Below are 25,362 nucleotides of genomic sequence, written 5' to 3'. Positions count from 1 at the left end.
TAGAAAAGAAACTAATCGAAAAGAGGATGAGAGATATGACATTGAATATCGGGGTAATTGGCACAGGTGCTATTGGGCGTGAACATATTAAAAGAATTACAAACACACTGTCAGGCGGAAAAATCGTAGCTGTTACAGATGTAAATCAAGAGTCGGCAAAACAGGCTGTTGAGCAATATGGTTTAGATGCTGTCGTTTATCCAGATGATGTATCATTAGTTGCAGCAAATAACGTGGATGCTGTTTTTGTAACAAGCTGGGGACCTGCCCATGAAGCAAGTGTGCTCGCAGCTATTAGTGCAGGTAAATATGTGTTTTGTGAAAAGCCTTTGGCAACAACAGCAGAAGGCTGCATGAGAATAGTAGAAGCAGAAATGAAGCATGGCAAACGACTAGTGCAAGTTGGATTTATGCGCCGTTATGACAGCGGCTATGTTCAGCTGAAAGAGGCAATTGATAATAAATTTATTGGAGAGCCATTATTAATTCATTGTGCTCACCGCAATCCGGAAGTTAATGAAATGTATACAACAGATATGGCAATCTCAGACACATTAATACATGAAATTGATGTTCTTCATTGGCTAGTAGATGATGACTATAAATCTGTGCAAGTTCTATTTCCAAGAAAATCTAAATACGCACATGAAAACTTAAGAGATCCACAAATTGTCCTATTAGAAACACATTCAGGCATTATCATAAATGTAGAAATCTCCGTTAATTGCCAGTATGGCTATGATATTCAATGTGAGGTAGTTGGTGAAGACGGGATTGTGAAGCTTCCTGAATTCCAAAGCATCACATACCGCAAAAATGCTACATTAGGTTCTAATATATTAGTAGATTGGAAGCAGCGCTTTCTTGATGCCTATGATACAGAGCTTCAGGATTTTATGGATTCTATTAAAAAGACTGGAGAACCAAACGGCCCGACAGCATGGGATGGCTATATCGCTCAAGTGACTGCAGATGCATGTATTAAATCCCAGCAATCAGGCGAAAGAGAAGAAGTTGTTCTAGCGGATAAACCAGATTTCTATAAAAAAGGATTATCAGCAGCAAGTCTATAATTTATAAGTATAAGTTTCTGCATGGTTGAGGGGATTTATTTTCCCCTCACAAGCATATTTATAATTTTCAAAGGGAAGAGGTTAAAAAATATGAGATTAGCATACGATCCATCACACTTTAGGGATAATACAGGTTTAAAGGAAACAATCGACAATGTAGCAAGACTCGGCTACGAATATGTAGAGCTTTCTCCGCGCAAGGATTTCATCTGGTTTTACGAATATCCAAAAGTTGATAAGCAGCTAATCAAGGATTTGAAGAGATACTGTTCAGATGCAGGGGTGAAAATTTCATCTGTTTTGCCTGTACAGCAATGGTCTTCCCCAAATGAATTAGAACGGCAGGCTGCTGTGAGGAACTGGAAACGATGCATTGAAATCACATCTGATTTAGGTGTTGATTTAATGAACAGTGAATTTGCCGGCGATAAAACCCGCCCAACCGAAAGTGAAGCATCCTTCATTCGCTCCATGGATGAGCTTATGCCTATTTTCGAAAAGGAAGGAATTGCCCTTAATCTGCAATCACATCCTCATGACTTCATTGAATTGAATATTGAGGCTGTTCGAATGATTCGCGCGTTAGATAAGGATTGGATTAAGCTTGTTTACTCTGTGGCACATGCTTTCTTTTATGATGACGGCATCGGCGATATCGGAAAACAGCTGGATGAGGCAAAGGACTTGCTGGCACATGTATTGATTGCAGATACGCTGAACCATAAAGCAGCATTTGGCTTGCGCTATATCGTCAATCCGCCGAATGCTAATGTGACTGTTCATCAGCACTTGAACCCAGGCGAAGGCGAAATTGACTTTGATACACTATACCGCAAGCTGAGAGAATTCAATTTCAACGGCATTATCACAAACTCTGTTTTTGCTTATCCGGATAAACCAGATTGGTCCAATGAAGTGACATTGAGATCCATTAAAGAAGGATTAGGATTATCAGCAGTTAAATAAGGAGGATTGTCAGAATGAAAATAGGATTAAATCAAGGGACAACATTGGAAAACTCAAGCTTAGAGAAGGATTTAGAGCTTTGTGAGAAATACGGCTATGACTATATAGAAATCAGATCAATCGACCAGCTGAAAGACTACTTAAAAACACATACACTTGAAGATTTAGCCCAGTACTTTCAAACTCATCATGTAAAGCCGCTCTCATTAAATGCACTAGTGTTCTTTAATAATCGCACAGAGGAAGAATATGCAGCATTGCGTGAAGAGTTTCAGGAAATGCTTGAGATTTCAAAAGTAATTAATTGTAAGAATATTGTTGTAGTACCGCTTGTTTCTGAACAGAAGATTCTGCGTAAAGACATTATCAACAGCAGTGTCGAGACTTTACGAGATTTGTCTGACTTGGCAGAGCCATATGGAGTGAAACTAGCAATTGAATTTATCGGCCATCCACATGCCACTATCAACACATTGGAATTCGCCAATGAAGTGGTCAAGGAAGTCGACAGACATAATGTTGGCATCGTGTTTGATACATTCCAATATTATGCGATGAATTCTACGCTGGAAAGCTTGAAAAACACAGATTCTGAAAAGATATTTATCTTTCATATTAATGACGTCGAAGATTATCAGCCTGGTATTTTAATGGATGTTGACCGAGTATGGCCAGGGCATGGAGCCATTGATTTAGACAGCATTATCCCTATCTTAAAGAATAAGGGTGTAGACCATGTGTCTGTTGAACTCTTCCGACCAGAATACTATCAGCTTGATGCGGAAGAAGTTATCAAGACTGCAAAGGAAACAACACTTCAAGTGCTTGCTAAGCATTTTGAAGCGGAAAAAGCTCTGTAAGTTTTAGGGGGAAAATAAATAGATGGAGGTGTAGCAATGGCGATTGTTTCGATGCATGATATGTTGAGAAAAGCGAAAGAAGAAAAGTATGCTGTCGGTCAATATAATATGAACAGCTTTCAGTGGGTTCAAGCAATTCTGCAGGCAGCCGAAGCTGAGCAAGCACCTGTCATTGTTGCCGCTTCCGACCGGTTAGTTGATTATTTGGGAGGCTTTAAAATAATTGCAGCAGGTGTATCTGCATTAGTAGAAGAATTAGAAATCACTGTGCCTGTAGCTCTCCATTTAGATCACGGCAAAAGCGTAGCAAGATGCAAGCAAGCGATTGATGCAGGCTTTAGTTCGGTCATGATTGACGGCTCCCATTCACCTATTGAAGAAAATATCAGGATGACAAGAGAAGTCGTTGATTATGCTAGGAACTTTGGTGTTTCTGTCGAAGCAGAGGTAGGAACGGTCGGCGGAAATGAGGATGGTTTAATCGGAGGTATTTCCTATGCAGATCCAAATGAGTGTTTGCAGCTCGTCAATGAAACTGGTATTGATGCACTGGCAGCAGCATTAGGATCTGTTCATGGACCGTATAAAGGAGAGCCAATCCTTGGCTTTAAGGAAATGGAGCATATTTCTCGGATTACAAATGTTCCGTTAGTCCTGCATGGCGGGTCGGGAATTCCGCTCCATCAAATCCAAAGATCGATTGAACTAGGTCATGCAAAAATAAACGTTAATACAGAATGTCTGCAGGCATGGGCTCAGGCTGTACGAGAGCTTCTCGTCCAGGATGACAAAGTATATGATGCGAGAACGATACTTGCACCTGGGCAAGCAGCGATAATAGCAACGGTGAGAAGCAAAATGAAAGAATTCGGAACAAGCCGGAAAGCTGTAAAGCTCGAAGCGTAAAGGAAATATGTAAATATTGGATGAAGACAAAGCTTATTGTGAAACCTAATCACAATAAGCTTTTTTGATTTTGTCAGAAGAAATCAAAAATGAAAACGCATTATTTTTTAATTGACAACATGTATATACATGTTATCATAAATATATAACCTGTATATACAGGGTTCATAAATGTAAATAATGGCGGTGTATATAGATGAATCAAACATGGTGGGAAAAGGCAGTTGTATATCAAATATATCCGAAAAGCTTCAATGATACTACTGGTAACGGTGTCGGTGATATTCAAGGCATTGTGGAAAAATTGGACTATTTGCATGAGCTTGGTGTAGATGTCATATGGTTAACACCAATTTATGCTTCTCCTCAAAGAGATAATGGCTACGATATTAGTGATTATTTCTCCATTCATCCTGAATACGGGACAATGGAGGATTTCGATGTATTGCTGAGTAAGGCTCATAAAAAAGACATTAAGGTTATTATGGACATTGTCGTGAATCATACGTCAACAGAGCATGAATGGTTCAAACAGGCGGCTTCCTCGAAAGATAATCCGTATCGAAATTATTATATTTGGAAAGACGGTAAAGAAGATGGAAGTGCACCGAATAATTGGCAGTCAAAGTTTGGCGGAAATGCATGGCAATATGATGAAAAAACAGGGCAGTATTATCTTCATTTGTTTGATGTCACACAAGCTGATTTAAACTGGGAAAATGAAGAAGTTCGCCATAAAATCTATGAAATGATGAACTTTTGGTTTGAGAAGGGCGTCGATGGCTTCCGCCTTGATGTTATCAACTTAATTTCAAAAAATCAGCAATTTCCATATGACAATGTGGGGGACGGAAGAAGATTTTATACCGACGGACCAAGAGTGCATGAATTTATTCATGAGATGAACAAGGAAGTCTTCTCAAAATATGATTCTATGACAGTTGGCGAAATGTCATCTACAACATTAGAGCATTGTATTCAATATTCCAACCCGACACGGGAAGAGCTTAGCATGACTTTTAATTTTCATCATTTAAAGGTTGATTATCCGAATGGAGAAAAGTGGGCGCTGGGCGATATGGATTTCCTTTCCTTAAAGAAAATATTATCTGATTGGCAGACAGGCATGAATAAAGGCGGAGGCTGGAATGCGCTGTTTTGGTGTAATCATGATCAGCCCCGGGTCGTTTCAAGATATGGCAATGATCAAAAATACCATAAGGAATCAGCGAAAATGCTTGCTACAGTCATTCACATGATGCAGGGAACGCCTTATATTTACCAAGGAGAAGAGTTTGGGATGACAGACCCTAAATTCGATTCTATTGAAGATTACCGGGATGTTGAATCAATCAATATGTTTCAACTATTAAAGCAAGCGGGAAAAACAGAAGAGGAAATCCTCGAAATATTAAGACGTAAATCTCGTGATAACTCAAGAACTCCTGTACAATGGAATGCAGAGGCAAATGCTGGCTTTACAACAGGAACACCGTGGATAAATACAGCTAGAAACTATCATGAAATAAATGCAGAAGCAGCCTTAAAGGATTCTGATTCGGTCTTCTATCATTACCAAAAGTTGATATCATTGAGAAAAGAGTACGATATTGTTACAAATGGCGATTATGAGCTATTGCTTCCAGATCACCAGCAGCTTTTTGCATATGTTCGTTCCAATGATAACGAAAAGCTGATTGTGGTTAATAATTTTTATGGAGAGCCTATTTCATTCGAATTGCCTGACACATTAGAGGTTGAAGGTTATACAAAAACCATGCTGTTATCTAATTACTCTGACTCAAAAGAGGATCTAGAAAATATCGAATTACGTCCTTATGAATCAATTGTGTTTTATTTAAAGAAATGACGTTCGTCCTAAATTCATGGAGGTGCTAGTATGTTCAAAAACCTGTTTAAGAAAAACCAGTCAAATGCAGATGAGAATTCCTTTATTCTTCCATTAGAAGGAAGACTTCTTCCTATTGAAGAAGTGCCAGACCCAGTCTTTTCCCAGAAAATGATGGGAGACGGTGCAGCCATTGATCCAACAAATGGCACACTAATCTCACCGGTTAATGGAACAGTTATTAATGTTTTTCCTACAAAGCATGCCATTAGTCTGTCAGATAACAACGGCAGAGAAATTCTCATTCATGTAGGATTGGATACAGTTACTTTAAAAGGGGAAGGCTTCACATCCTTTGTTACGGACGGTCAAAAAGTGAAGCAAGGTGAGAAATTAATGGAAATAGATTTTGAGGCAATTAAGGACAAGGTGCCGTCTGTTATTACACCAATTATTTTCACAAACCTAAAGGAAAATGAAAAGGTAGTTATAGAGGATAACCAGATAAAAATTGTGTAATTGATGCGGGCATGGAGAATTCTCCATGCTTTTTTTATAGTCCGCCTCACATGACAGTACGATTCAGATTCGTATATACTTAGTTTACAAGATAAAAAGCAAGTGAGGAGAGGCATATGAACAGCATCTTATTTGATTTGCATACACACCATGACAGATGTGGCCATGCAATTGGTAAAATCGAAGAGTATATTCAGGCAGGGATTGAGAAAGGGCTGCATTATATTGGTATATCAGATCATTCTCCCTTGTTCTTTCATAAAGAAGACCAGCCGTTTCCACGGTACTCCATGGGGAAAAGTGAGTTTGTTCACTATGTGGAAGAGGTCCTTAAGCTGAAGGAAGCCTATAAGGACAAAATTCATGTTCTGCTTGGAGTGGAAAGTGATTATTATCCACATCTTCTTCATATGTACAAAAAAGAATATGATAAATATCCATTTGATTATATTATCGGTTCTGTTCATTATGTGAATGGAAAGAGTATTTTTGATAAAAGCAGATGGCCAGGGCTTACTGCGTCACAGCAAGTTCAAGAGAAGGAAGATTATTACCGATTAATTCAAGGATCAGCCAAAAGCGGTGTTTTCCAAATCCTTGGTCATATTGATGCAATGAAAGGTTATTATCCTGCCTTTTCAGCCATTGAAACACCAATCTTAGATGAGACACTGAAAATTATTGGCGAATCAGGTGTATCCATTGAAGTGAACACATCAGGAAAAATGAAGGATGTGGGCGGCTGGTATCCAGCTGATGACATGTTAGAACGTGCCTTTTATTATAATGTCGATATAACATTTGGATCCGATTCTCATCATCCTGACCGAATCGGCGATGATTTGTTCGCTGTCCAGAAGAAGCTGAAACAGATTGGATATCAAGAAATGGTCTATTATGTTGGCCAGAAAAGGCAAACAGCACCACTATAAAAGAGAGAGGAATGCAGAACAACTGCATTCCTCTTTTTTATTCAAATGGATAACGTATACCCCATTGATTGCGAACATCTGTCATAATTTCCATCACATCAACCGTTAATGGCAATGTGCTTTCCTTTTCTTTTTCTGCAACAAATCGCTCCATATCTTCAATTTCATAATGCAAAGCTTTACTGCTCTCGCCTGCTTCCACCGTCTCTTGTGCACCATCTAAATAATGAATGGTTGCCTTATCGGCTCTAGGAAAATCAGGAACCATGATATAGCCGTTGTCGCCAGCGATAATGCCAAGCTTTTGTGTTCTGGCTCTCATTGCAAGTGTGACGACAGCCATTTCGTCTTCTTTGTTTTTTAGGATAATTCCTGACTGTTCATCTGCACCTGTTGAATATTTATTAACGGTTGTCAGAATCTCATGAGGCTGGCTTGAAAGAAAGGATCTAGCAAATGAAAGAGCATATGTACCGATATCAAGCAAGGCCCCGCCTGCCAAATCCATATTAAAATAACGGTTTGTAGGATCATCTTCCTTAGAGCTGCCAAACAGCACATTAACCATTTTCAATTTGCCGATACTGCCTGAAGTGATCCGATGACGCAATTCTTTATACAGCGGCATATGGTAAATAGTCATTGCTTCTGCTAGTACAAGCTGTTTGTCTGCAGCTAGCTTTACTGCAGCAAGAAGCTGCTCAGAGCTAACCGTAATTGCTTTCTCACAAAAGACATGTTTATTGTTTTCTAGGCTTTTCATAATGAATTCATAGTGGTTTGAGTGCGGGGTTGCAATATAGACAACATCTATTTTGTCATCGTGAAGCATTTCCTCATAACTTCCGTATGCCTTTGCAACATTATATTGCTTTGCAAACTGCTCTGCTTTTTCTAATGTTCGTGAACCGACTGCATAGATGCTCCCGTGCATGTCATTTAACGCTCTTGCAAAATCAGCAGCGATACTGCCAGGTCCAAGGATTGCCCAATTTAATTTTTTCATCTACTGTCACCTCTTAAATAGTTTCATAGCCCGAAACCTATATAGAATAATTCCCTATATTATTCCATTGTAAACCATTTACGTAAGTGATTACCAATCCTGTAACTTGAAATTTAAACCAAATATTATAACTAATTTGTACATTATTTGCAAGAATAATAAATTTTATAAAGTGCTAATGTTTAAGGTAGAGTTGGACGATAGAGCAAGTAGGGGAGAGAAATATAAAATGAGGAGCGAAAGGCATGAAAGTGATAAAAAACAGTAAAATTTCTATTAAAATATTAATGATCATTATATTCAGTGCTATATCATTAATTACAGTCGGAATTTATGCTATTAATGGTATGAAAAACATGGCTGACGGATCTGAAGAGATGTATAATGACCGCCTAATACCAAACACATGGGTGGCTAAAATAGTAAGCGACGATCAGGCGACAGATCGGTTTGTTTTAGAGCTGATGTTAAATGAGGATGACTCAAGAAATAGTCAGCTTAATGAAATGTACAAGAAAACAACTGACGAAATAGATCAGTATGTAAGCAAATTAGACCAGCTGGATTTGTCTTCAGAGGAACAGACAGCGCTTGATCAATATAAACAGTCACTGACTGAAATCAGTGAAACAACAAATGAAGCTTTAGCATTAGCATTGGACAATAAAAATGCAGAAGCATATCGTCTTTATTCTGACGAAGTAATAAGAAAACGGGAAGAAATGACAGATTTGCTCGAATCATTACAAAAGGCAAATGAAGACCAGGCAAGTAAAATCGCACAGGAAAACAAAGATAATTACAGTACAACGCTTGTGCTTTCCATCAGCATTATTGCGGTATTTCTAGTGCTGTCTGTATTATTCGGTCTCTATATTTCACGGACAATCACAAATCCAATTAAAAAGCTAAAAGGTTTAATGGAAAGTGGAGAAAATGGCGATTTCTCTCAAAGATCTGACTATGCATCGAAGGATGAAGTAGGCTCTCTGTCTTTAAGCTTCAATAGTATGGCTGACGGAATCAAAGAGCTTGTGGAAACAATCGGTGAAACATCTCAAGCTCTCGCTTCCTCTTCTGAGGAATTAAGTGCAAGCTCAGAGGAAAGCAGCAAAGCGAGTGAGCATATCTCAGAGACGATTCAGGAGCTTGCATCAAGCTCAGAGAATCAAATGAGATTAATGGCATCAAGCTCAGAGGGAATTAACAATGTAACGGCAAGCACGGAAAAAATCTCCGAAAACGCAGAAAAAGTAGCGCAAACAGCCTCCTCTACAGCTGAAGCCTCAAAAGAAGGGCTGCAAAACATTGAGGAAGTAACAGCTCAAATGAATTCGATTAATACAAATGTTGGGAACTTAGCTATGTCTATTGATACGTTGGAAGGACGTATTAAAGAAATCGGCGAAATCACAAAGGCAATTACGGACATCTCTTCACAGACAAACTTGCTTGCACTTAATGCAGCTATTGAAGCTGCAAGAGCAGGAGAGCAAGGCAAGGGCTTTGCTGTAGTAGCCGATGAAGTAAGAAAGCTGGCTGAACAGTCTGCCCAATCTGCAGAGCAGATCACAAGTCTTATCGGTCAAATTCAAGGCGATACAAGAGTTACGATTCAATCTATGTCAAGTGCAAAAAATGAAGTTGATTTAGGCTTAAACATTGTGAAAAATGCAGGAGAATCCTTCGGTAAAATAGAAGTGTCTGTTCTGGACTTAGTCAGCTTGTTTGAGAATGTGTTCACTTCATTGAAGGAATTGAAGGAGAATACAGAAGTTATTAATGTATCGGTAATGGAAGTAAACAGCATGGCAGGGGAAGCGGCAGCAAATACTGAAAATGTGTCCGCTGCGACAGAAGAGCAAGTGGCGTCAATGGAAGAGATTGCAGCATCGTCGTCTTCTCTAGCAAATCTTGCCGAAAGCTTGCAAGAACTTATCCGGAAGTTTAAAGTGTAAATCACGTATCCCCTAAAAAGGCAAAGGCAGCAACGCTGCTTTGCCTTTTTTTATGCGTCCATATTCAGGTCAATTATACCTCTAGTATGGCAGCATTCTCAAAACCAGTGTTTTTAATGATACGATTAAATTGCATTTTAAGCATGGGGCTTTTGTTAATAATGAGAATCATGCTTTTGCATCCTGTTTCCTGGTAAACACGGAAACAGCGCTCCATATATGGAATCATTGCCTGTGTCAGCACATCAATATCTAAACAGTTAATTCTTAATGTGTGCTCACAAGATGGGATGCAATTTACCTGTAAAGCGTATTCAGCAAGAAACTCCTCTACCTTTTCAGGTGTAAAAGTCCCCGCAATAATCATATCAATTGATTTGGCTGAGGGATTCACTGTAATTTCAAATTTTCCACTGTTCATGTCCCTAGAATCTCCTTATTAGATGATGCAGCCTCCTCTTAAAACGAAGAAAGTTTTTATTTCTGTTCTCAATGAGCAAAAATTGACAGGTCTCATCAGTCTGTCGGATATAAACTAATTATAATAGCAGTGCAAGCTTGCTCTGCTACAATTTTAATTTAGGGGGCATATAAATGACAACTTTCAAGGCTTATATTTGGCAGCTGAGAAAAAGTTCCTTTGAAATCGGTCAGGATTATGGAGTTTTCTTGAAGAAACAGCCAGATTTGCTGACTATGTATAAACATGTAACAAAAGAAACGATTGATTGGCGCAATATGGAAGCCATCTATAGGGAACTTGCTCCACATCTTCTAGAGGAGCTTCAAGGTGTGGCAGAAAAGCTAGAAGTTAGCTATACATCGGCTGCAGCCTGTTTTAGCGGTTATGATGTCCCAAAGACAAAAGCAATGGGCTGTACAACGCTCATTGATAATGGTGTTTATACAAGAAACTATGATTTTTCGCCCCTTTTATATGATGGCATTTTTTCCATGATTCAAACCAACAGTCAGTACGCTTCAGCGGGGTACAATTTACAGCTGCTTGGAAGGCATGACGGCGTAAATGAAAAAGGGCTTGTAATTGGTTTGCATTTTGTCAGCAATGAAGGATATAGAAAAGGAGTTTCCCCATGGGTAAGCTGCAGAATAGTGCTGGATAACTGTTCGACCGTGGAGGAGGCTGTCTGTTTATTAAAATTAATTCCTCATGCGGCTTGCTATAATTTCTCCATTGGTGATGAAAAAGGATATATGGCAACTGTGGAAACCTGTCCCGAAAAAGTTGAAGTTCTTTGGGGGAATGGCTCACTAGCATGTACAAATCACTTCAAGCATAAGAAGATGACCACAAAAAACCGTACAAATATAGCGGGATCGCTTCAAAGGCAGACTCATTTGGCGAAATTGATGGGAAGCAGCTGGAATCAGACTAAATTATTTGAGCATTTCAGTGAGGACACATCTCCGCTGTTTTTCACAGATTATCAGGACTTCTTCGGAACCATTCATACTTTCTCTTATGCTTTCGATCAAGGCTTAATTAAGACTGCTCTTGCTAAAAGCGCTCATCCGTTAGTGCTTGATTTTAAAAAGTGGGTGGGGGGAGATGACATTGTTGAGTCAGTGCTGACAGGGGAAATCAACGAAGGTTAGCATATTCCTTAGTATATAGAAATATTTTATCTAAAAATAACGATTTCAGCTATTCAAAGGGAGGATATCAAGTTATGATAGAAGCTAGCAAAAGTTAATTAAAAATATAGGAAGGTGGAAAGATTTTGTCCGATGTACTGGAAAGAAATAAAAGGCTGCGTTTAGCATTCCTGCTTGGTTCACTGGCTATTTTAGGTCCGCTTACGATCGATATGTACCTGCCATCCTTCCCGACCATTGTGAAGGATTACGGCACGACAGCCTCCCTAGTTCAGATTAGCTTGACTACCTGTCTGCTTGGCTTAGGAGCGGGCCAGCTAGTAATAGGGCCGATGAGTGATGTTATAGGACGGAGAAAACCTTTAGTCATTTTCCTGATTGTTTACTTAATCGCTTCTGTCATTTGTTCTTTTGCCCCAAATATTTACTTCTTTATTGTAGCACGCTTTGTCCAAGGCTTTTCAGCAGCCGGCGGGATTGTTATCTCAAGGGCGATTGTCCGCGATGTATACAGCGGCAAGGAATTGACGAAATTCTTTGCGTTATTAATGCTTGTTAATAACTTGGGACCAATCTTAGCACCTGTCGCAGGAAGCACGATACTCAAGTTTGGCGATTGGAATGTTGTATTTCTTGTGCTTGCATGTGTAGGAGTAATCCTATCACTTACTGTTTCTTTGCGTCTTAAGGAAACATTGCCTCCTGAGAAACGAGTGCCGAGTAATATAGGGCAAATTTTGCGGAATTTCGGGACGCTTCTAAAGGATCGCCAATTCAGAGGATATGCACTTACACAAGGCTTTATTGTAGCAGGGATCTTTGCCTATGTTTCAGGGACACCGTTTGTTTATCAAAATATTTACGGCGTTTCGCCAACAACATTCAGTCTGCTGTTTGGAATGAACGGAATTGCTTTAATGATTGGCTCCCAGCTTGTCGGAAGGTTTGCAGATACTGTTTCTGAGAGGACTTTCCTGCAAATTGGCCTCCTTATTGCCAATCTTTCAGGTATTACCTTATTCATTGCCCTGTTGCTTCATGCCCCATTGCTAGCCATTGTTATTCCCATTTTCTTTTTTGTGTCGTCCATTGGAATTATTTCAACAACATCTTTCTCATTAGCGATGGAAACACAAGGTCATATTGCAGGAAGTGCATCTGCATTGCTCGGTTTGCTTCCATTTATTTTAGGATCCATATCCGCGCCGCTAGTAGGTATTGCCGGCGAGCAAACAGCCCTTCCGATGGGTGTGATTATGTTTTTAGCGAGCTTTTTGGCGCTGCTGTCTTATTACGGCTTTGTAAGAAGGGGCAGCCGTGTGGTTGGCTCACCACAGTAATTTGTACAGATGATAGATAAGCCGCTTCTTAAACAGAAGCGGTTTTTCGAATTAATTCTTTGACAATTGGAGAAAATAGGTTTATATTTGATGTATCAATTATTGACATGTCAACTAATTGTTTGGAAGGAGAATACCATGAGTAATGATTGCCTCATACAGCTCCAGATTTTTTATCAGCTGCAAAAGCTGAATAATAATGTAAATACAAAGTTTGAGTCCTGTTTAGGCTCCAGTCCGACAAGGATTGAGATCTTGCATTGCCTCTATAATGCTGATGAGATAAGCCAGAGTGCCCTGCAGAAGGAAGTTAACATTGATAATGCAGCAGTTACAAGGCATTTAAAACAGCTTGAAGCAGCAGGACTAATATCGCGCCGTAAAAAAGCGGAGGATAACCGTGTCACGTTAGTTAGTTTAACAGAAGGCGGCCGGGAGGAAATTACCGTTTCCCTTCAGGCGAAAAAAAGCTTTATTGAACAGACGTTAAACGGTTTTAGTTCAAGCGAGCAGGAAACATTGCTTGATATGCTCTCCCGCTTGAGTAAAAATGTGTCTACGGTTGAAATATAAGATAGCTTAGATACAGTTTAAGTGCGGCTGCCTGCCTTAAGCAAGTCAGCTGCAGCCGCTTATTATACAAATTATAAGGAGGAAATAACTATGTTCATTATTCACGCAAAAATGAAATTACAAGAAGGTAAAGAAGCAGCATTTTTAAATGAGGTACAAGCTTTAGTTAAAGCATCACAAGCAGAAGAAGGAAATGTTGCCTATAATCTTGTGAAAAGTGTAGAAGAAGAAAACACTTATTTAATGATTGAAGGCTGGAAAGACCAAGCTGCTATCGAAAGCCACAACAAAAGCAGCCATTTCCAAGGATTTGTTTCTAAAGCAGGCGAATATTTAGCTGCACCGCTTGAAGCAGAATTATACCATGCAGAGAAAATCGAAAGATAACAACATAACAAAAAGGGCAGAGAATCCACTCTGCCCTTTTTACTATGTCAACTTACCAGTCAAAAATTGTGCTTCTCCAAACCCAAAGCTCCAATCCTCATCATTGTTTATCGTAAAGGATACCATAACGTCATTTGGGGTAATCCCGCATTGGCGTTCAAGTTCATCTGTCAGGCTTTTATAAAAAGTCTGTTTCTGATCAGGGGTGCGGTATCTGCTTGTCACACTTATTATGAGGACATTTTCACTTCTCGAAAAACCAAGCCCTGTATCCTCAATGACCATTTCATATGATTTGTGCTGGGAAACAATCTGATATCTGTCTCTTTCTGGCACCTGAAATGCCTCTACCATGACACGGTGAGATACATCAAGTATTTTTTTGATTTCTGTCTCAGATCTTCCTTCATACATATCGAAGCGTATTAACGGCATATTATCCTCCCCAATGTTTATGATTTAATATACCATAATATTATCATTAATTAACCAAGATGTCACCAAGATATTATCTTTTTTTCTGGAATAAGAATCGGGATATTTTTTTGAATATTTTTACCGGAAAAGACGCATCTTATCTTCGATAAGGAGGTGAAAACATGAAAAAACTAGTAATGGCGCTTCTGTGTTTATTTGCTGTTCCTACAATGGCTTTTGCTGATACATATACAGTCAAAAGCGGAGATTCTATGTGGAAAATAGCTGTTAAATATCAAATAGGCTTAAGGGAAATTATTGGAGCTAACCCTCAAATTAAAAACCCAAGCCTTATTTACCCTGGCCAAAGCTTAAACATTCCGAATATCGATTCTGTTAAAACAGTAGAACGTGAAGTAATTAGATTATGTAATATCGAAAGACAAAAAGCAGGCCTTGCTCCTTTAACAGAAAACTGGGAATTATCGAGAGTAGCAAGAGACAAGTCGATGGATATGGCACAAAAGAATTATTTCAGTCATACGAGTCCAACTTATGGATCACCTTTTGACATGATGAAAGCATATGGAATCAGCTATAGATCAGCTGGTGAAAATATTGCTAAAGGACAGACAACGGCGCAGCAGGTCGTAAATTCCTGGATGAATTCAAGCGGCCATAGAGCAAATATTTTAAGCAGCTCCTTCACTCAAATAGGTGTAGGTTACTATGCAACAGGACATCATTGGACTCAAATGTTCATTTCTAAATAAGCCTTTGGTTATTGCCGCCAACTTACTAAAAATAGCAGGCGGCAATAATCCCTCTTATATCTAATTAACGATTCCTCTGTTTAAATTGAAGAAAATTTCCAATAATGAATGGTGTCTCATCTTTTTGGCTTTCCGTCATATAAACGGTTAACGTATCTGTATTTTGGCTAGGTGAATAGTTGTGGTAATGACCAACAATTTTTCTCTAGACCCATAAGGTTCGCGTTTGTTAAGATACAAAGGTGATTTTTTTAGAGGGGAAGTATTGCTTTGTCGACAAGAGAACGAATTGCGAAAAAAGTAGCTTGGATTAGCGTTATAAGCAATGTAATATTAACGATAGGAAAACTGGTAGTCGGCTGGGCGGCAAACAGTGACGCTGTGTTTGCAGATGGTATTCATTCAGCTGCAGATGTTTTTGCTTCTGTCATTGTATTGTTTGTTATTAAAATAGCAAACAAACCGGCAGATCTTGAACACCCATACGGACATGGAAAAGCGGAAATCATTGTTTCTGGAATTGTTGGAATTGTTCTGTTTGCGGTGTCTTTATATGTTGTTTATGAAGCAATCATCGGCCTGTTTCACCCGATTACAGCTCCGAATATACTTGCTATGTGGATTGCCATTATTTCATATGGCGCAAAGGAATACTTATACAGGTACAGCATGAAAATTGCTAATGACCAAAAAAGTAAAGCAATCGAGGCAATCGCGTATGATCATAAAGCTGATATTGTTGCAAGTATTGCAGCAGCAGCTGGTGTTATTCTCTCCATTATAGGAGATAAGTTCGACATCAAGCTTTTGCTGTTTGGTGATAAAGTTGCGAGTATTATTGTGGCATATTTGATTTTCAGAATATCGAGGGAAATGCTCAAAGAAGCTTTTGATATTCTGCTTGAGCGCAATATTGATTCTGCTATCTTAAGTGATTATGAGCAAATCATCTCTTCTTTTTCAGAGGTAAAAAGAATAGACCGGCTCAGAGCACGTGAACATGGTCATTATGTGCTTGTCGATTTGCGGATTTCTATCGATCATGACAAGACAATCAAGGAGGGGCATGATTTATCGAGAGAAATAAAGCAAAAGCTGATGAAAAAGCATGATAATATTGAAGAAGTGCTTATTCACTTAAATCCTTACTATTAAAACAGCCTGTGGACGCCTAAGTATGAAGGCGGCCACAGGCTGTTATGGTATAATGAAGGATATATAGAAGGACTTTTAGATGGAGGATTTTTTTGTGGAGCGTGGCAGTTTTCAATGGATGAAGTCTGTTAACAAGACAATCATCCTTAATAAAATCAGGATGTCAGAGCCGATTTCGCGAGCGCAGATTGCGAAGGAAACAAGCCTTACTCCGCCGACTGTCAGCAGTATTGTCAAAGAGCTGATGACAGAAGGGCTTGTGGTGGAAAGTACGCTTGGCGAATCGAGCGGCGGCCGCAAACCGACAATGCTGCATATTAACAGCACAGCTTTTTTTGCAGTTGGAGTGGATGCGGGACCAGAAACAGTTGAGTGTGTGCTTACAGATTTAACAGGGAAGATCTATGATCGCAGCACAGCAAAATTGCAGTTGCCAATTACGAATGAAGCGTTTATTGGAACGTTAAAGCAAGCTGTAATAAATCTATTTCTTTGTTCCGGCATTGATAAGGAGCAAGTTATTGGGATTGGCATGGCTATGCACGGTGTAGTTGATGTCGATGCAGGAGAGGTGCTTGTTGCTCCGAATATAAGCTTACGCAATATACGTGTTAAAGAGCTTTTCGAGGAAGAATTCGGCATGACGATAAGAGTGGAAAATGATGCAAGGGCAATGGCATTAGGAGAGTCATGGTTTGGCGGGCATGGTGGTGTGAACAGCATGGTGGCAATAAATATTGGCAGAGGTGTCGGTGCCGGACTTGTTTTGAATGGCAAGCTCCATCACGGGGCACAGGGAATAGCTGGAGAATTCGGCCATATGACGATTGATCTCCATGGTGCAGTATGTGAATGTGGAAATCAAGGCTGCCTGCAAACATTAATAAGCGGCAACGCAATAGAAGAGCGCTCGATTGGTATTTGCGGCGAGCGGATAAGTGGTGAGGAGATATTCGCTTTAGCGCAGGCAGGCAGCGAGGTTCATGCCGACTTCCTTTCGCAAATCGGCGAAATGATTGGAATCGGCTTGACGAATTTAATTCATTTGCTCAACCCTGATAAAATTGTGCTGGGCGGAGGCGTCATGAAAAGCGAGCAGTATTTGCTGCCTGCCATCCAAAGAAAAATCGAAAGAACAGCATTGACGAAAGAAGCAGCAAAAACAGAAGTGGTGGCAACGAGCTTAGGAGATGATGCTACTGTATTAGGAGCTGTGTCCTTGCTGCTTGTCGAGCTGTTTGACCAAAGTTAAAAAAGCTGAACCTGCACTTAGGTTCAGCTTTTTTTGTACGTTTAGTTTAATATATCGAGGAAGCGCTGAAAGGATTGCTTTTCTTTAAAGACACCAGCATCTTCAAGCACTCTCACGAATTTTTTGCCTAACTCTTTTTTGACAATCTGTTCTGCTTCAGAAACAGTGGAGATGATCCCGTATTCTTGAACAATAGCATCAGCCCATTGCTGATGATAATCTTTAACCGTATTTTCTTTCCCGAGTAAAAGCTTTGTGATTTCACCAAGCTCCTCTTTTAAGCGGGGCGGAAGGACTGCCAGCCCCATCACTTCAATCAAGCCGATGTTTTCTTTTTTGATATGATGCACATCAGCATGAGGGTGGAAAATACCGAGCGGATGTTCAGCTGTTGTCCGATTGTTTCTTAAAACAAGGTCAAGCTCAAAGGACCCGTTTCGAACTCTGGCAATCGGCGTAATGGTATTATGAGGCACAGCTTCTGTAAATGCATGAATATGTGCTGCTTTATCAGAATAGCCTCTCCAAGATTTTAGAATTAGCTCTCCAGCATTGACAAGCTCTATGCTGCTTTTCCCTCTCAATCGAATCACTGACATCGGCCATTTAAGGACAGACGCAGTGACGTCAGGAAAATTATTTAAGGGAAATTGGAAGCTGTCCTCTGCTCGAGTCATCGCGAATTCATAACAGCCGCCTTGATAATGGTCATGACTGAGAATAGAGCCGCCGACAATCGGCAAATCTGCGTTAGAACCGATGAAATAATGAGGAAATTTCTCGGTAAAATGCAGCAGTCTTTCGAATGCTTGACGGTCAATTTTCATATCTCTGTGTTCGTCTGAAAAGACAATGCTGTGCTCATTATAATAAACATAAGGTGAATATTGTAAGTTCCAAGTTTCACCTGCAAGCTCAATTGGAATAATCCGATGGTTCGATCTGGCAGGATGGCCGATACGGCCGGCATAGCCTTCGTTTTCTTTGCAAAGCAGGCATTTTGGATAATGAACATCCTTCTTCATCGCACGTTCCCGCTTAATTTCCTCTGGATCTTTTTCAGGCTTGGACAGGTTAATGGTAATATCCATAACGCCGTATGCTGTATCAATTTTATAGGAAATATTATTTTTTATTCTGTTCATTTGTATATAGTTGCTGTTCTTACTTAATTGATAAAAGTAAGCTGTTGCAGCTGTCGGTGCTTGTTTATATTTATCGTAAAACGTCTCCCTAACCGCTGAAGGACGAGCTACAAAACAATTCATTAAATTGGCGGCGAAAATGTCCTTCATATCCAATAAGTTCTCGATAATAGCTTGATCAGTGGCATAGGAAACAAGCCAGTCGATTACATCATGAATAGAAAGGTCATCAGAAAGTTTCTCGACAGCAGATTCTTCTGGAAAAGCTTCCAGTTTAAAAAGCTGTATTACTTGATTTCTTACATAAATGACATCCGCAGCTTCAATCAACTCTGCTTCCTTTGCTTTTTGGACAAGTTTGTCTATATAAGCATAAATCATCTGGCCACTTCCTTCTTGTATCCGTTCGGATGGGACAAGTGCCAGTTCCAGGCATCCTTCATAATCTGCTCAATGGAAGTTCTGCTCGGCTTCCAGCCAAGAACTTCTTTTGCTTTAGCAGAACTTGCAATTAAGGTGCTCGGATCGCCGGCACGGCGCGGACCGATAACAGCAGGGATTTCTTTGCCTGTTATTGTACGGGCTGTATCGACAAGCTCCTTAACAGAGAAGCCTTGGCTGCTGCCAAGATTGAAAATATCACTTTTGCCGCCTTGTTGTAAATATTGTACGGCTAGTAAATGGGCGTCAATGAGATCCTCCACGTGAATATAATCTCTTATGCATGTACCGTCCGGAGTGTTATAGTCATCACCATATATGGTAACAAATGGGCGCTTGTTCAAGGCAGCCTGCAGAATAATCGGGATAAGATGTGTTTCAGGATCATGGTCTTCTCCAATTTCCCCTGTTTCTCTTGCTCCTGCTACATTGAAATAACGCAGTGATACATACTTTATGCCGTAAGCCTTGTCAGCCCATTCTATCATTCTCTCCATAGCCCGCTTCGTTTCTCCGTAAGGATTAGCTGGATTCGTTGCCATATCCTCTGTAATAGGAACTGTGTCCGGCTCGCCATAAGTTGCTGCGGTCGAGGAGAACACAATATTCTTTACGTTAAACTCTACCATTGCCTCAAGCAGCATTTGTGTACCGTGAACATTGTTATCATAATATTTAAGCGGGTTCTCCATTGATTCGCCGACAAGAGAGTTGGCAGCAAAGTGAATAACTGCCTCAATTTCTTCCTGTGCAAAAACAGAACGGAGGAAATTCATATCACGAATATCTCCCTCATAAAATGATGCATCAGGATGGATAGCCTCTTTGTTGCCAGTCTCTAAATTATCGATAATAATTACTTTTTGTCCACGATCATGCAGCTGATGCACAGCGTGCGATCCAACATAGCCTGCTCCGCCTACCACTAAAATGCTCATAAATAACCCACCTTTTTAAATTTCTTTTGCTCCGTCGCCGATAGTCGCTTTATAAAAGGTTGCTTCATAACCAATCTTCTTTAGATAAATTTCATTAACATTCTTTTTGAAATCCTCTGCTTTATCTTCTTCCACAATCGCAATCGCGCATCCTCCGAAGCCTGCACCAGTCATACGTGCCCCGATAACGCCAGCTTGATTCCATGCTGCTTCGACAATTGTGTCCAGTTCAGTTCCAGTCACTTCATAATCTTCTTTTAAGCTGACATGTGATTGATTCATCAGCTCACCGAATCTATTAAGGTCGCCATTGTTTAATGCGGACAGCGCTTCCAATGTTCGCGCATTTTCATAGACAGCATGCTTTGCACGCAATAGATTAACTGGGTCTTTAATAAGATGTTTTGCATTATCAAATTCCTCAACCGTCAAAGCACCTAAGCTTTCAATGGACAGCTCTGTCTGAAGATCACTTAAGGCGGCTTCGCATTGGGAGCGGCGCTCATTATACTTTGAACCAGCAAGGGTGCGCTGTTTATTTGTATTGATGATCATGATTACATGGTTTGCCAGCTTAATCGGTGCATACTTATACTCTAATGTTTGACAGTCTAGCAAAATAGCAGAATCCTTCTTACCCATTCCAATTGCAAACTGGTCCATTATCCCGCTGTTAACTCCAATATAGCTGTTTTCGACTTTTTGCCCAAGTTTTATCATCGGTATGCGCTCAATTGGAAGGTCGAACAGACCTTGAAGGAGTACACCTGTCACAAGCTCGATTGAAGCAGAAGAAGAGAGGCCGGCGCCGTTTGGAATATCGCCGTAAAACAAGATATCTGCACCAGTATCGATTGAAAAGCCGGCTTCTCGTAAATGATGAATCATGCCTTTTGGATAATTTGCCCAGTCATGAGCCTTATCGTATGCTAATGAAGACAGGTCACATTCAATGATACCGCTATCAGAAAAGTTAACAGAATAGAAACGAAAGACAGAATCATCCCGTTTTGTAGCTAGTGCGTAAGTTCCATAAGAGATGGATGCAGGAAAGACATGGCCGCCATTATAGTCTGTATGCTCACCAATCAGATTGATTCTGCCTGGAGCAAAGAACTTCCGAGGCGTAGTATCTGTAGAAAAAATAGACTGATATGTTTCAAGTAAAGGATAGTTAGTATTCATAATAGCCTCCTGTTATCGACTGTTTTAACTTTGTTAATTAATTTAATTAAGTCTATGTTCAGATTACTACTATTCTGCAGAGGACGCAATAAAAAATATAGTGATTTTTTTAAATTCGTGGCATTTTGAAAAAACAGTTTACATCATCATTATTATTTAATATAATTTAGTAAAAAATAAGTAAAAAAATTTACTGATTAAAAAGAGCTATTAAAGTTCATTACATAGATGAAAATGGTGAATGATAAGGCATGGAGGTAAAAGATGGCTACCATTAAAGATATCGCAGAAGAATCAGGGTTTTCGGTTTCGACGGTTTCCCGTGTATTAAATAATGATAAAAGTTTATCTGTTCCAGATGAGACAAGAGAAAAAATTTATGAAGTGGCAGAAAAGCTCAATTACCGAAAGAAAACAGTAAGACCGCTAGTTAAAAACATTGCTTTTTTATATTGGCTCACAGACACAGAAGAGCTTGAAGATATATATTTCAAGGAAATGCGGATTGAGATTGAAAAATCAGCAAAGAAAGCAAATGTTGAAATGTCTACATATAAAATATCAGAAGGAATCATTAGCATACCAGATACAATAGAAGGATTTATTGCTGTCGGTTCTTTTACAGAAACAGAGTTAGCTTATTTAAGAAAGATTACCACAAACGGGGTATTTATTGATACTACTCCTGATCCGGATCATTTTGATTCTGTTCGGCCTGATTTGGCGCAAATTACGAAAAAAACGATAGATTTCTTAATGGAAAAAGGACATACGGAAATTGGCTTAGTCAGTGGTACTTATCATAACCCCAATACAGATAAGGATGAAATGGATGTCAGGGAAAAAATCTTCCGGGAAATTATGGCGGAAAGAGGGCTTTTAAACGAAAGCTACATTTTCTGCAGAAGAGGCTTTTCTGTGGAGAACGGCTATACTTTGATGGGCAGGGCCATTAAAAAGCTTGGTGACGATATGCCGACGGCGTTCTTTACCGCTGCTGATCCAATTGCGGTGGGCTGCCTGCAGGCATTGAATGAGCACGGTATATCCATACCTAACAGAGTCAGTATTATCAGCATAAATAATATCAGTATTGCCAAATATGTATCGCCGCCGCTGACTACTTTTCATATTGATATGAAGGAAATTTGCAAAAACGCCATCACCTTATTGTTAGAGCAGGTAGTGGAGAAAAGAAAAGTGGTTAAAACCTTATATTTAGGCTCAGAGCTTATTATAAGAAGAAGCACGAATTAAGCTAAAAGCAGCACTGTAAAGAGTGCTGCTTTTTTTTGTGAAGAAAAATAATTTCGTAAAAAATTTTACTTAATAAAGTAAAATAATTGTTTACATATTTCTTTACCGGTGCTATATTGATTTTAGTGAAACGCTTTCACATCAATTGGTGCAATTAGGAAAACTATTGGAAAGGATGTCCTATATATGAAAAAGTCTAAAAAGTATTTAAGCCTGATTGGAGGCATCGCTTTAACTTTATCACTGGCAGCCTGCGGACCTCAAGACAGCGAAGGTTCAAGCGGACAGAAAGCTTCATCTAATAAAGACTACGATCTATTAGTCTGGGAAGATATTGAAAAATCAGAAGGAATTAAAGATATCGTTGCTAAGTTTGAAGAAGAAAATGATGTTACAGTAAAAGTAGTGGAAAAACCGTACGCACAGCAAATCGAGGATTTACGCCTTGATGGTCCTGCAGGAACTGGTCCAGATGTTTTAACAATGGCTGGCGACCAAATCGGAACAGCAGTTACGGAAGGACTTATTAAAGAGCTTGCTGTTGATGACAGCACAAAATCCATCTATACAGAGTCTGCTCTGCAGTCACAAATAGTGGACGGAAAAGTATACGGTTTGCCAAAAGCAGTAGAAACGACAGTGCTTTATTATAACAAAGATTTGATCTCAGAAGAAGAACTGCCAAAAACATTGGATGAATGGTATGAATATTCCAAGCAAAACACATCTGGAGACAAATACGGATTCCTTGCTTTATTTGACCAAATTTACTATGCACAAAGCGTGTTAAGCGGCTACGGCGGTTATATTTTTGGTGAAGATGAAAGCGGTGCTTATAAGCCTGATGACATTGGTTTAAACAATGCTGGGGCATTAGAAGGTGCACAATATATTCAGAAGTTCTATAAAGAAGGACTGTTTCCAGCTGGAATTATCGGCGAACAAGGAATCAATGTGCTAGAGTCATTATTCACAGAAGGAAAAGCTGCTGCAATTATTTCCGGACCATGGAATGTTGAGCCATTTAAAAAAGCTGGCATCAACTATGGTGTTGTGAAATTGCCAGAGCTTTCTAACGGTAAAAATATGAGTGCATTCATCGGCGTGAAAAGCTACAATGTCAGCTCTTACTCTCAAGACGCAGAGCTTGCTGAAAAGCTGGCAGTATATTTGACTAATGAGGAAAATTCAAAAACAAGATACGAATTGACACAGGAAGTACCGGCTGTACAGGCATTAGCTGATGATCCGGCTGTGAAGGAAAGCGAAATAGCAAAAGCAGTTGCTGAACAGTCGCAATTCTCTGAATTGACACCGAATATTCCGGAAATGAATGAAGTTTGGACACCGGTTGATGCTGCCCTGCAGACAATCGCAACAGGCAAAGCAGAGCCAAAGGATGCCTTGAATCAGGCAGTTGAGACAGTTAAAGGTCAAATTGAAGCAAAGCATAGCAGCAACTAAAATTTACTGACAGTGCCAAACAAAAATTGTTTGGCACTGCATAATTCCGGCTCATTACATAAAGTAAGAATAATCAAGGGGTGAAAAAGGTGCAACATCGCAATAAAGCTCTTATTCTATCAATTATTCCAGGAGTTGGGCAGTTCTATAACAAGCAATGGGTAAAGGGTCTGCTGTTGCTTTTAACAGGCATAATGTTCTTTTTAGTATTTGGAGATTTGCTTAATATGGGTTTCTGGGGAATCTTTACTTTAGGAACAGAAGTACCTCGTGATAATTCTATTTTCCTTTTAGCAGAAGGAATCATTGCCATCATAGTTACATGCTTTGGATTAGCGGTATATTATTTTAACTTAAGAGATGCTTATAGAAACGGAAAATTACGTGATGAAAACATGGAATTAAGTTCATTGAAAGAACAATACCATAATCTGGTTGCGCAAGGATATCCGTATCTTGTGAGCGGACCTTCTTTATTCATTTTAATTTTTGCGGTAATTTTCCCAATCCTTTTCAGTTTCGCGTTAGCCTTTACGAATTATGACTTATACCATTCTCCGCCGGCACATTTGACAGATTGGGTCGGATTGAAAACATTCGCTGAAATTTTCACAGTAGATATATGGCGTTCGACATTCTTCGATGTGCTTGCATGGACGGTTGTGTGGACAATTGTTGCCTCAACTGTGCAAGTTAGCATTGGTATTGGGCTGGCAGTCCTTGTTAACCAAAAGGAAATCCGCTTTAAGAAATTTTTCCGCACAATTCTAGTATTGCCTTGGGCAGTGCCAGGTTTTGTTACGATTTTGATTTTTGCAGGATTATTCAATGACAGTTTCGGTGCAGTCAACAACGATATTCTTGCAGCATTAGGCATAGGGCCGATACCGTGGCTGACAGATGCTAGCTGGTCAAGAGTTGCCTTAATCTTAATGCAGGGCTGGCTTGGATTCCCATATATATTCCTAGTAACAACAGGTGTGCTTCAGTCTATTCCAGACGATTTATACGAAGCAGCAACGATTGATGGTGCGAGTATTTTTGCAAAGTTCAAGCATATAACAATGCCGATGATCTTAATCGCAATGGCGCCAATCATCATTACACAGTTTACGTTCAATTTTAATAACTTTAATATTATCTATCTATTTAATGGCGGCGGCCCTGCAGTGCCTGGTTCAACAGCGGGCGGCACCGATATTTTAGTATCGTGGATTTATAAGCTGACAATGCAATCAAGCCAGTACTCTTTGGCTGCCGCATTAACGATTCTGCTTTCTGTATTTGTTATTGCGATTGCTCTATGGCAGTTCAGACGCACAAATTCATTTAAAGAAGGAGCGTAAGAG

General features: G+C 39.7%; 24 protein-coding genes. 18 read left to right on the top strand and 6 right to left on the bottom strand.

The window, feature by feature from the left end; all coding sequences use genetic code 11:
- Window positions 1–35: 35 nt before the first annotated feature.
- The 7 genes from iolG (at window position 36) to M3600_RS02355 (ending at window position 7,105) form a co-directional block, all read left to right on the top strand.
- Entirely contained in the window at window positions 36–1,073 is a 1,038-nt protein-coding gene (gene iolG, locus M3600_RS02385; protein ID WP_237942257.1) for a bifunctional inositol 2-dehydrogenase/D-chiro-inositol 1-dehydrogenase, read from the top strand.
- 90 nt (window positions 1,074–1,163) lie between these two features.
- Complete coding sequence (locus M3600_RS02380; RefSeq protein ID WP_233317157.1) at window positions 1,164–2,039, top strand: sugar phosphate isomerase/epimerase family protein; 876 nt, start codon at window positions 1,164–1,166, stop codon at window positions 2,037–2,039.
- A 14-nt stretch (window positions 2,040–2,053) separates the two neighbouring features.
- Window positions 2,054–2,899: a sugar phosphate isomerase/epimerase family protein gene (locus M3600_RS02375; RefSeq protein WP_233317156.1), complete on the top strand. Its 846-nt coding sequence runs from the start codon at window positions 2,054–2,056 to the stop codon at window positions 2,897–2,899.
- A gap of 36 nt (window positions 2,900–2,935) precedes the next feature.
- Window positions 2,936–3,805, top strand: a complete 870-nt coding sequence (gene fba / locus M3600_RS02370) for a class II fructose-1,6-bisphosphate aldolase (protein WP_237941017.1) — start codon at window positions 2,936–2,938, stop codon at window positions 3,803–3,805.
- A gap of 196 nt (window positions 3,806–4,001) precedes the next feature.
- Complete coding sequence (treC, locus tag M3600_RS02365; protein WP_251644680.1) at window positions 4,002–5,675, top strand: alpha,alpha-phosphotrehalase; 1,674 nt, start codon at window positions 4,002–4,004, stop codon at window positions 5,673–5,675.
- A 30-nt stretch (window positions 5,676–5,705) separates the two neighbouring features.
- Entirely contained in the window at window positions 5,706–6,173 is a 468-nt protein-coding gene (locus M3600_RS02360) for a PTS sugar transporter subunit IIA (protein WP_282581423.1), read from the top strand.
- 116 nt (window positions 6,174–6,289) lie between these two features.
- A complete protein-coding gene (locus M3600_RS02355) occupies window positions 6,290–7,105 on the top strand; it encodes a histidinol-phosphatase (protein WP_233317153.1) in 816 nt (271 codons plus the stop codon).
- Between the two features lie 37 nt (window positions 7,106–7,142).
- On the opposite strand, the gene M3600_RS02350 is transcribed toward M3600_RS02355, so the two are convergent.
- The gene (locus tag M3600_RS02350) at window positions 7,143–8,111 is read right to left on the bottom strand and encodes a Gfo/Idh/MocA family protein (RefSeq protein ID WP_237941021.1); all 969 of its coding nucleotides are present in this window, start codon (window positions 8,109–8,111) and stop codon (window positions 7,143–7,145) included.
- A 245-nt stretch (window positions 8,112–8,356) separates the two neighbouring features.
- On the opposite strand from M3600_RS02350, the gene M3600_RS02345 reads away from it, so the two are divergent.
- A complete protein-coding gene (locus M3600_RS02345; protein ID WP_251644679.1) occupies window positions 8,357–10,069 on the top strand; it encodes a methyl-accepting chemotaxis protein in 1,713 nt (570 codons plus the stop codon).
- Between the two features lie 73 nt (window positions 10,070–10,142).
- Here the strand turns inward: M3600_RS02345 and M3600_RS02340 are convergent, their stop codons facing one another.
- Window positions 10,143–10,490, bottom strand: a complete 348-nt coding sequence (locus M3600_RS02340; protein WP_237941024.1) for a hypothetical protein — start codon at window positions 10,488–10,490, stop codon at window positions 10,143–10,145.
- 173 nt (window positions 10,491–10,663) lie between these two features.
- On the opposite strand from M3600_RS02340, the gene M3600_RS02335 reads away from it, so the two are divergent.
- The 4 genes from M3600_RS02335 to M3600_RS02320 all read left to right on the top strand — a co-directional run bounded on the left by M3600_RS02335 (window position 10,664) and on the right by M3600_RS02320 (window position 13,986).
- Window positions 10,664–11,686, top strand: coding sequence for a C45 family autoproteolytic acyltransferase/hydrolase (locus tag M3600_RS02335; RefSeq protein ID WP_251644678.1), 1,023 nt, complete (start codon window positions 10,664–10,666; stop codon window positions 11,684–11,686).
- 125 nt (window positions 11,687–11,811) lie between these two features.
- Window positions 11,812–13,026 carry a Bcr/CflA family multidrug efflux MFS transporter gene (locus M3600_RS02330; RefSeq protein ID WP_233317148.1) on the top strand — a complete coding sequence of 405 codons (1,215 nt, stop codon included), beginning with the start codon at window positions 11,812–11,814 and terminating at the stop codon, window positions 13,024–13,026.
- 138 nt (window positions 13,027–13,164) lie between these two features.
- Window positions 13,165–13,599 carry a MarR family winged helix-turn-helix transcriptional regulator gene (locus tag M3600_RS02325; RefSeq protein WP_233317147.1) on the top strand — a complete coding sequence of 145 codons (435 nt, stop codon included), beginning with the start codon at window positions 13,165–13,167 and terminating at the stop codon, window positions 13,597–13,599.
- 90 nt (window positions 13,600–13,689) lie between these two features.
- A complete protein-coding gene (locus tag M3600_RS02320; protein ID WP_233317146.1) occupies window positions 13,690–13,986 on the top strand; it encodes a putative quinol monooxygenase in 297 nt (98 codons plus the stop codon).
- Between the two features lie 42 nt (window positions 13,987–14,028).
- Here the strand turns inward: M3600_RS02320 and M3600_RS02315 are convergent, their stop codons facing one another.
- Window positions 14,029–14,421: a tautomerase family protein gene (locus M3600_RS02315; protein WP_233317145.1), complete on the bottom strand. Its 393-nt coding sequence runs from the start codon at window positions 14,419–14,421 to the stop codon at window positions 14,029–14,031.
- Window positions 14,422–14,585: 164 nt separating this feature from the next.
- Here M3600_RS02315 and safA point away from each other — a divergent pair, with 164 nt between their 5' ends.
- The 3 genes from safA to M3600_RS02300 all read left to right on the top strand — a co-directional run bounded on the left by safA (window position 14,586) and on the right by M3600_RS02300 (window position 17,583).
- On the top strand, window positions 14,586–15,176 hold the full coding sequence (gene safA / locus M3600_RS02310) for a SafA/ExsA family spore coat assembly protein (protein ID WP_233317144.1): 591 nt from the start codon (window positions 14,586–14,588) through the stop codon (window positions 15,174–15,176).
- 270 nt (window positions 15,177–15,446) lie between these two features.
- Window positions 15,447–16,331: a cation diffusion facilitator family transporter gene (locus M3600_RS02305; RefSeq protein WP_233317143.1), complete on the top strand. Its 885-nt coding sequence runs from the start codon at window positions 15,447–15,449 to the stop codon at window positions 16,329–16,331.
- A 94-nt stretch (window positions 16,332–16,425) separates the two neighbouring features.
- The gene (locus M3600_RS02300; protein ID WP_233317142.1) at window positions 16,426–17,583 is read left to right on the top strand and encodes an ROK family transcriptional regulator; all 1,158 of its coding nucleotides are present in this window, start codon (window positions 16,426–16,428) and stop codon (window positions 17,581–17,583) included.
- A 41-nt stretch (window positions 17,584–17,624) separates the two neighbouring features.
- On the opposite strand, the gene M3600_RS02295 is transcribed toward M3600_RS02300, so the two are convergent.
- From M3600_RS02295 to M3600_RS02285, 3 genes are read right to left on the bottom strand one after another with little or no spacing between them, the layout of a single operon-like run.
- Window positions 17,625–19,109 (bottom strand): UDP-glucose--hexose-1-phosphate uridylyltransferase, encoded by a 1,485-nt coding sequence (locus M3600_RS02295; RefSeq protein ID WP_233317141.1) that lies wholly within the window; start codon window positions 19,107–19,109, stop codon window positions 17,625–17,627.
- Window positions 19,106–20,107 carry a UDP-glucose 4-epimerase GalE gene (gene galE / locus M3600_RS02290; protein ID WP_233317140.1) on the bottom strand — a complete coding sequence of 334 codons (1,002 nt, stop codon included), beginning with the start codon at window positions 20,105–20,107 and terminating at the stop codon, window positions 19,106–19,108. Before galE ends, M3600_RS02295 begins: the two co-directional genes overlap by 4 nt.
- Before the next feature lie 15 nt (window positions 20,108–20,122).
- Window positions 20,123–21,292 carry a galactokinase gene (locus M3600_RS02285; RefSeq protein WP_233317139.1) on the bottom strand — a complete coding sequence of 390 codons (1,170 nt, stop codon included), beginning with the start codon at window positions 21,290–21,292 and terminating at the stop codon, window positions 20,123–20,125.
- A gap of 264 nt (window positions 21,293–21,556) precedes the next feature.
- Between M3600_RS02285 and M3600_RS02280 the strand changes: the two genes are divergently transcribed.
- The 3 genes from M3600_RS02280 (at window position 21,557) to ganP (ending at window position 25,359) form a co-directional block, all read left to right on the top strand.
- A complete protein-coding gene (locus M3600_RS02280; protein ID WP_233317138.1) occupies window positions 21,557–22,549 on the top strand; it encodes a galactan degradation operon transcriptional regulator GanR in 993 nt (330 codons plus the stop codon).
- Window positions 22,550–22,735: 186 nt separating this feature from the next.
- Window positions 22,736–24,013 (top strand): arabinogalactan oligomer ABC transporter substrate-binding protein GanS, encoded by a 1,278-nt coding sequence (gene ganS / locus M3600_RS02275; protein WP_233317137.1) that lies wholly within the window; start codon window positions 22,736–22,738, stop codon window positions 24,011–24,013.
- Between the two features lie 89 nt (window positions 24,014–24,102).
- A complete protein-coding gene (gene ganP, locus M3600_RS02270) occupies window positions 24,103–25,359 on the top strand; it encodes a galactooligosaccharide ABC transporter permease GanP (RefSeq protein ID WP_251644677.1) in 1,257 nt (418 codons plus the stop codon).
- Window positions 25,360–25,362 lie beyond the last annotated feature (3 nt).

The sequence above is a fragment of the Niallia sp. MER 6 genome (assembly GCF_023714395.1).
GTDB lineage: Bacteria > Bacillota > Bacilli > Bacillales > Cytobacillaceae > Niallia.
The sequence above is the reverse complement of the archived record's forward strand: the minus strand, read 5'-3'. Positions and strand labels throughout refer to the sequence as shown.

What these genes read in the sequence shown, in the direction of transcription:
- iolG (WP_237942257.1), top strand. Translation starts at nt 36, where the DNA reads ATGACATTGAATATCGGGGTAATTGGCACAGGTGCTATTGGGCGTGAA.
- M3600_RS02380 (WP_233317157.1), top strand. Translation starts at nt 1,164, where the DNA reads ATGAGATTAGCATACGATCCATCACACTTTAGGGATAATACAGGTTTA.
- M3600_RS02375 (WP_233317156.1), top strand. Translation starts at nt 2,054, where the DNA reads ATGAAAATAGGATTAAATCAAGGGACAACATTGGAAAACTCAAGCTTA.
- fba (WP_237941017.1), top strand. Translation starts at nt 2,936, where the DNA reads ATGGCGATTGTTTCGATGCATGATATGTTGAGAAAAGCGAAAGAAGAA.
- treC (WP_251644680.1), top strand. Translation starts at nt 4,002, where the DNA reads ATGAATCAAACATGGTGGGAAAAGGCAGTTGTATATCAAATATATCCG.
- M3600_RS02360 (WP_282581423.1), top strand. Translation starts at nt 5,706, where the DNA reads ATGTTCAAAAACCTGTTTAAGAAAAACCAGTCAAATGCAGATGAGAAT.
- M3600_RS02355 (WP_233317153.1), top strand. Translation starts at nt 6,290, where the DNA reads ATGAACAGCATCTTATTTGATTTGCATACACACCATGACAGATGTGGC.
- M3600_RS02350 (WP_237941021.1), bottom strand. Translation starts at nt 8,111, where the DNA reads ATGAAAAAATTAAATTGGGCAATCCTTGGACCTGGCAGTATCGCTGCT.
- M3600_RS02345 (WP_251644679.1), top strand. Translation starts at nt 8,357, where the DNA reads ATGAAAGTGATAAAAAACAGTAAAATTTCTATTAAAATATTAATGATC.
- M3600_RS02340 (WP_237941024.1), bottom strand. Translation starts at nt 10,490, where the DNA reads ATGAACAGTGGAAAATTTGAAATTACAGTGAATCCCTCAGCCAAATCA.
- M3600_RS02335 (WP_251644678.1), top strand. Translation starts at nt 10,664, where the DNA reads ATGACAACTTTCAAGGCTTATATTTGGCAGCTGAGAAAAAGTTCCTTT.
- M3600_RS02325 (WP_233317147.1), top strand. Translation starts at nt 13,165, where the DNA reads ATGAGTAATGATTGCCTCATACAGCTCCAGATTTTTTATCAGCTGCAA.
- M3600_RS02320 (WP_233317146.1), top strand. Translation starts at nt 13,690, where the DNA reads ATGTTCATTATTCACGCAAAAATGAAATTACAAGAAGGTAAAGAAGCA.
- M3600_RS02315 (WP_233317145.1), bottom strand. Translation starts at nt 14,421, where the DNA reads ATGCCGTTAATACGCTTCGATATGTATGAAGGAAGATCTGAGACAGAA.
- safA (WP_233317144.1), top strand. Translation starts at nt 14,586, where the DNA reads ATGAAAAAACTAGTAATGGCGCTTCTGTGTTTATTTGCTGTTCCTACA.
- M3600_RS02295 (WP_233317141.1), bottom strand. Translation starts at nt 19,109, where the DNA reads ATGATTTATGCTTATATAGACAAACTTGTCCAAAAAGCAAAGGAAGCA.
- galE (WP_233317140.1), bottom strand. Translation starts at nt 20,107, where the DNA reads ATGAGCATTTTAGTGGTAGGCGGAGCAGGCTATGTTGGATCGCACGCT.
- M3600_RS02285 (WP_233317139.1), bottom strand. Translation starts at nt 21,292, where the DNA reads ATGAATACTAACTATCCTTTACTTGAAACATATCAGTCTATTTTTTCT.
- M3600_RS02280 (WP_233317138.1), top strand. Translation starts at nt 21,557, where the DNA reads ATGGCTACCATTAAAGATATCGCAGAAGAATCAGGGTTTTCGGTTTCG.
- ganS (WP_233317137.1), top strand. Translation starts at nt 22,736, where the DNA reads ATGAAAAAGTCTAAAAAGTATTTAAGCCTGATTGGAGGCATCGCTTTA.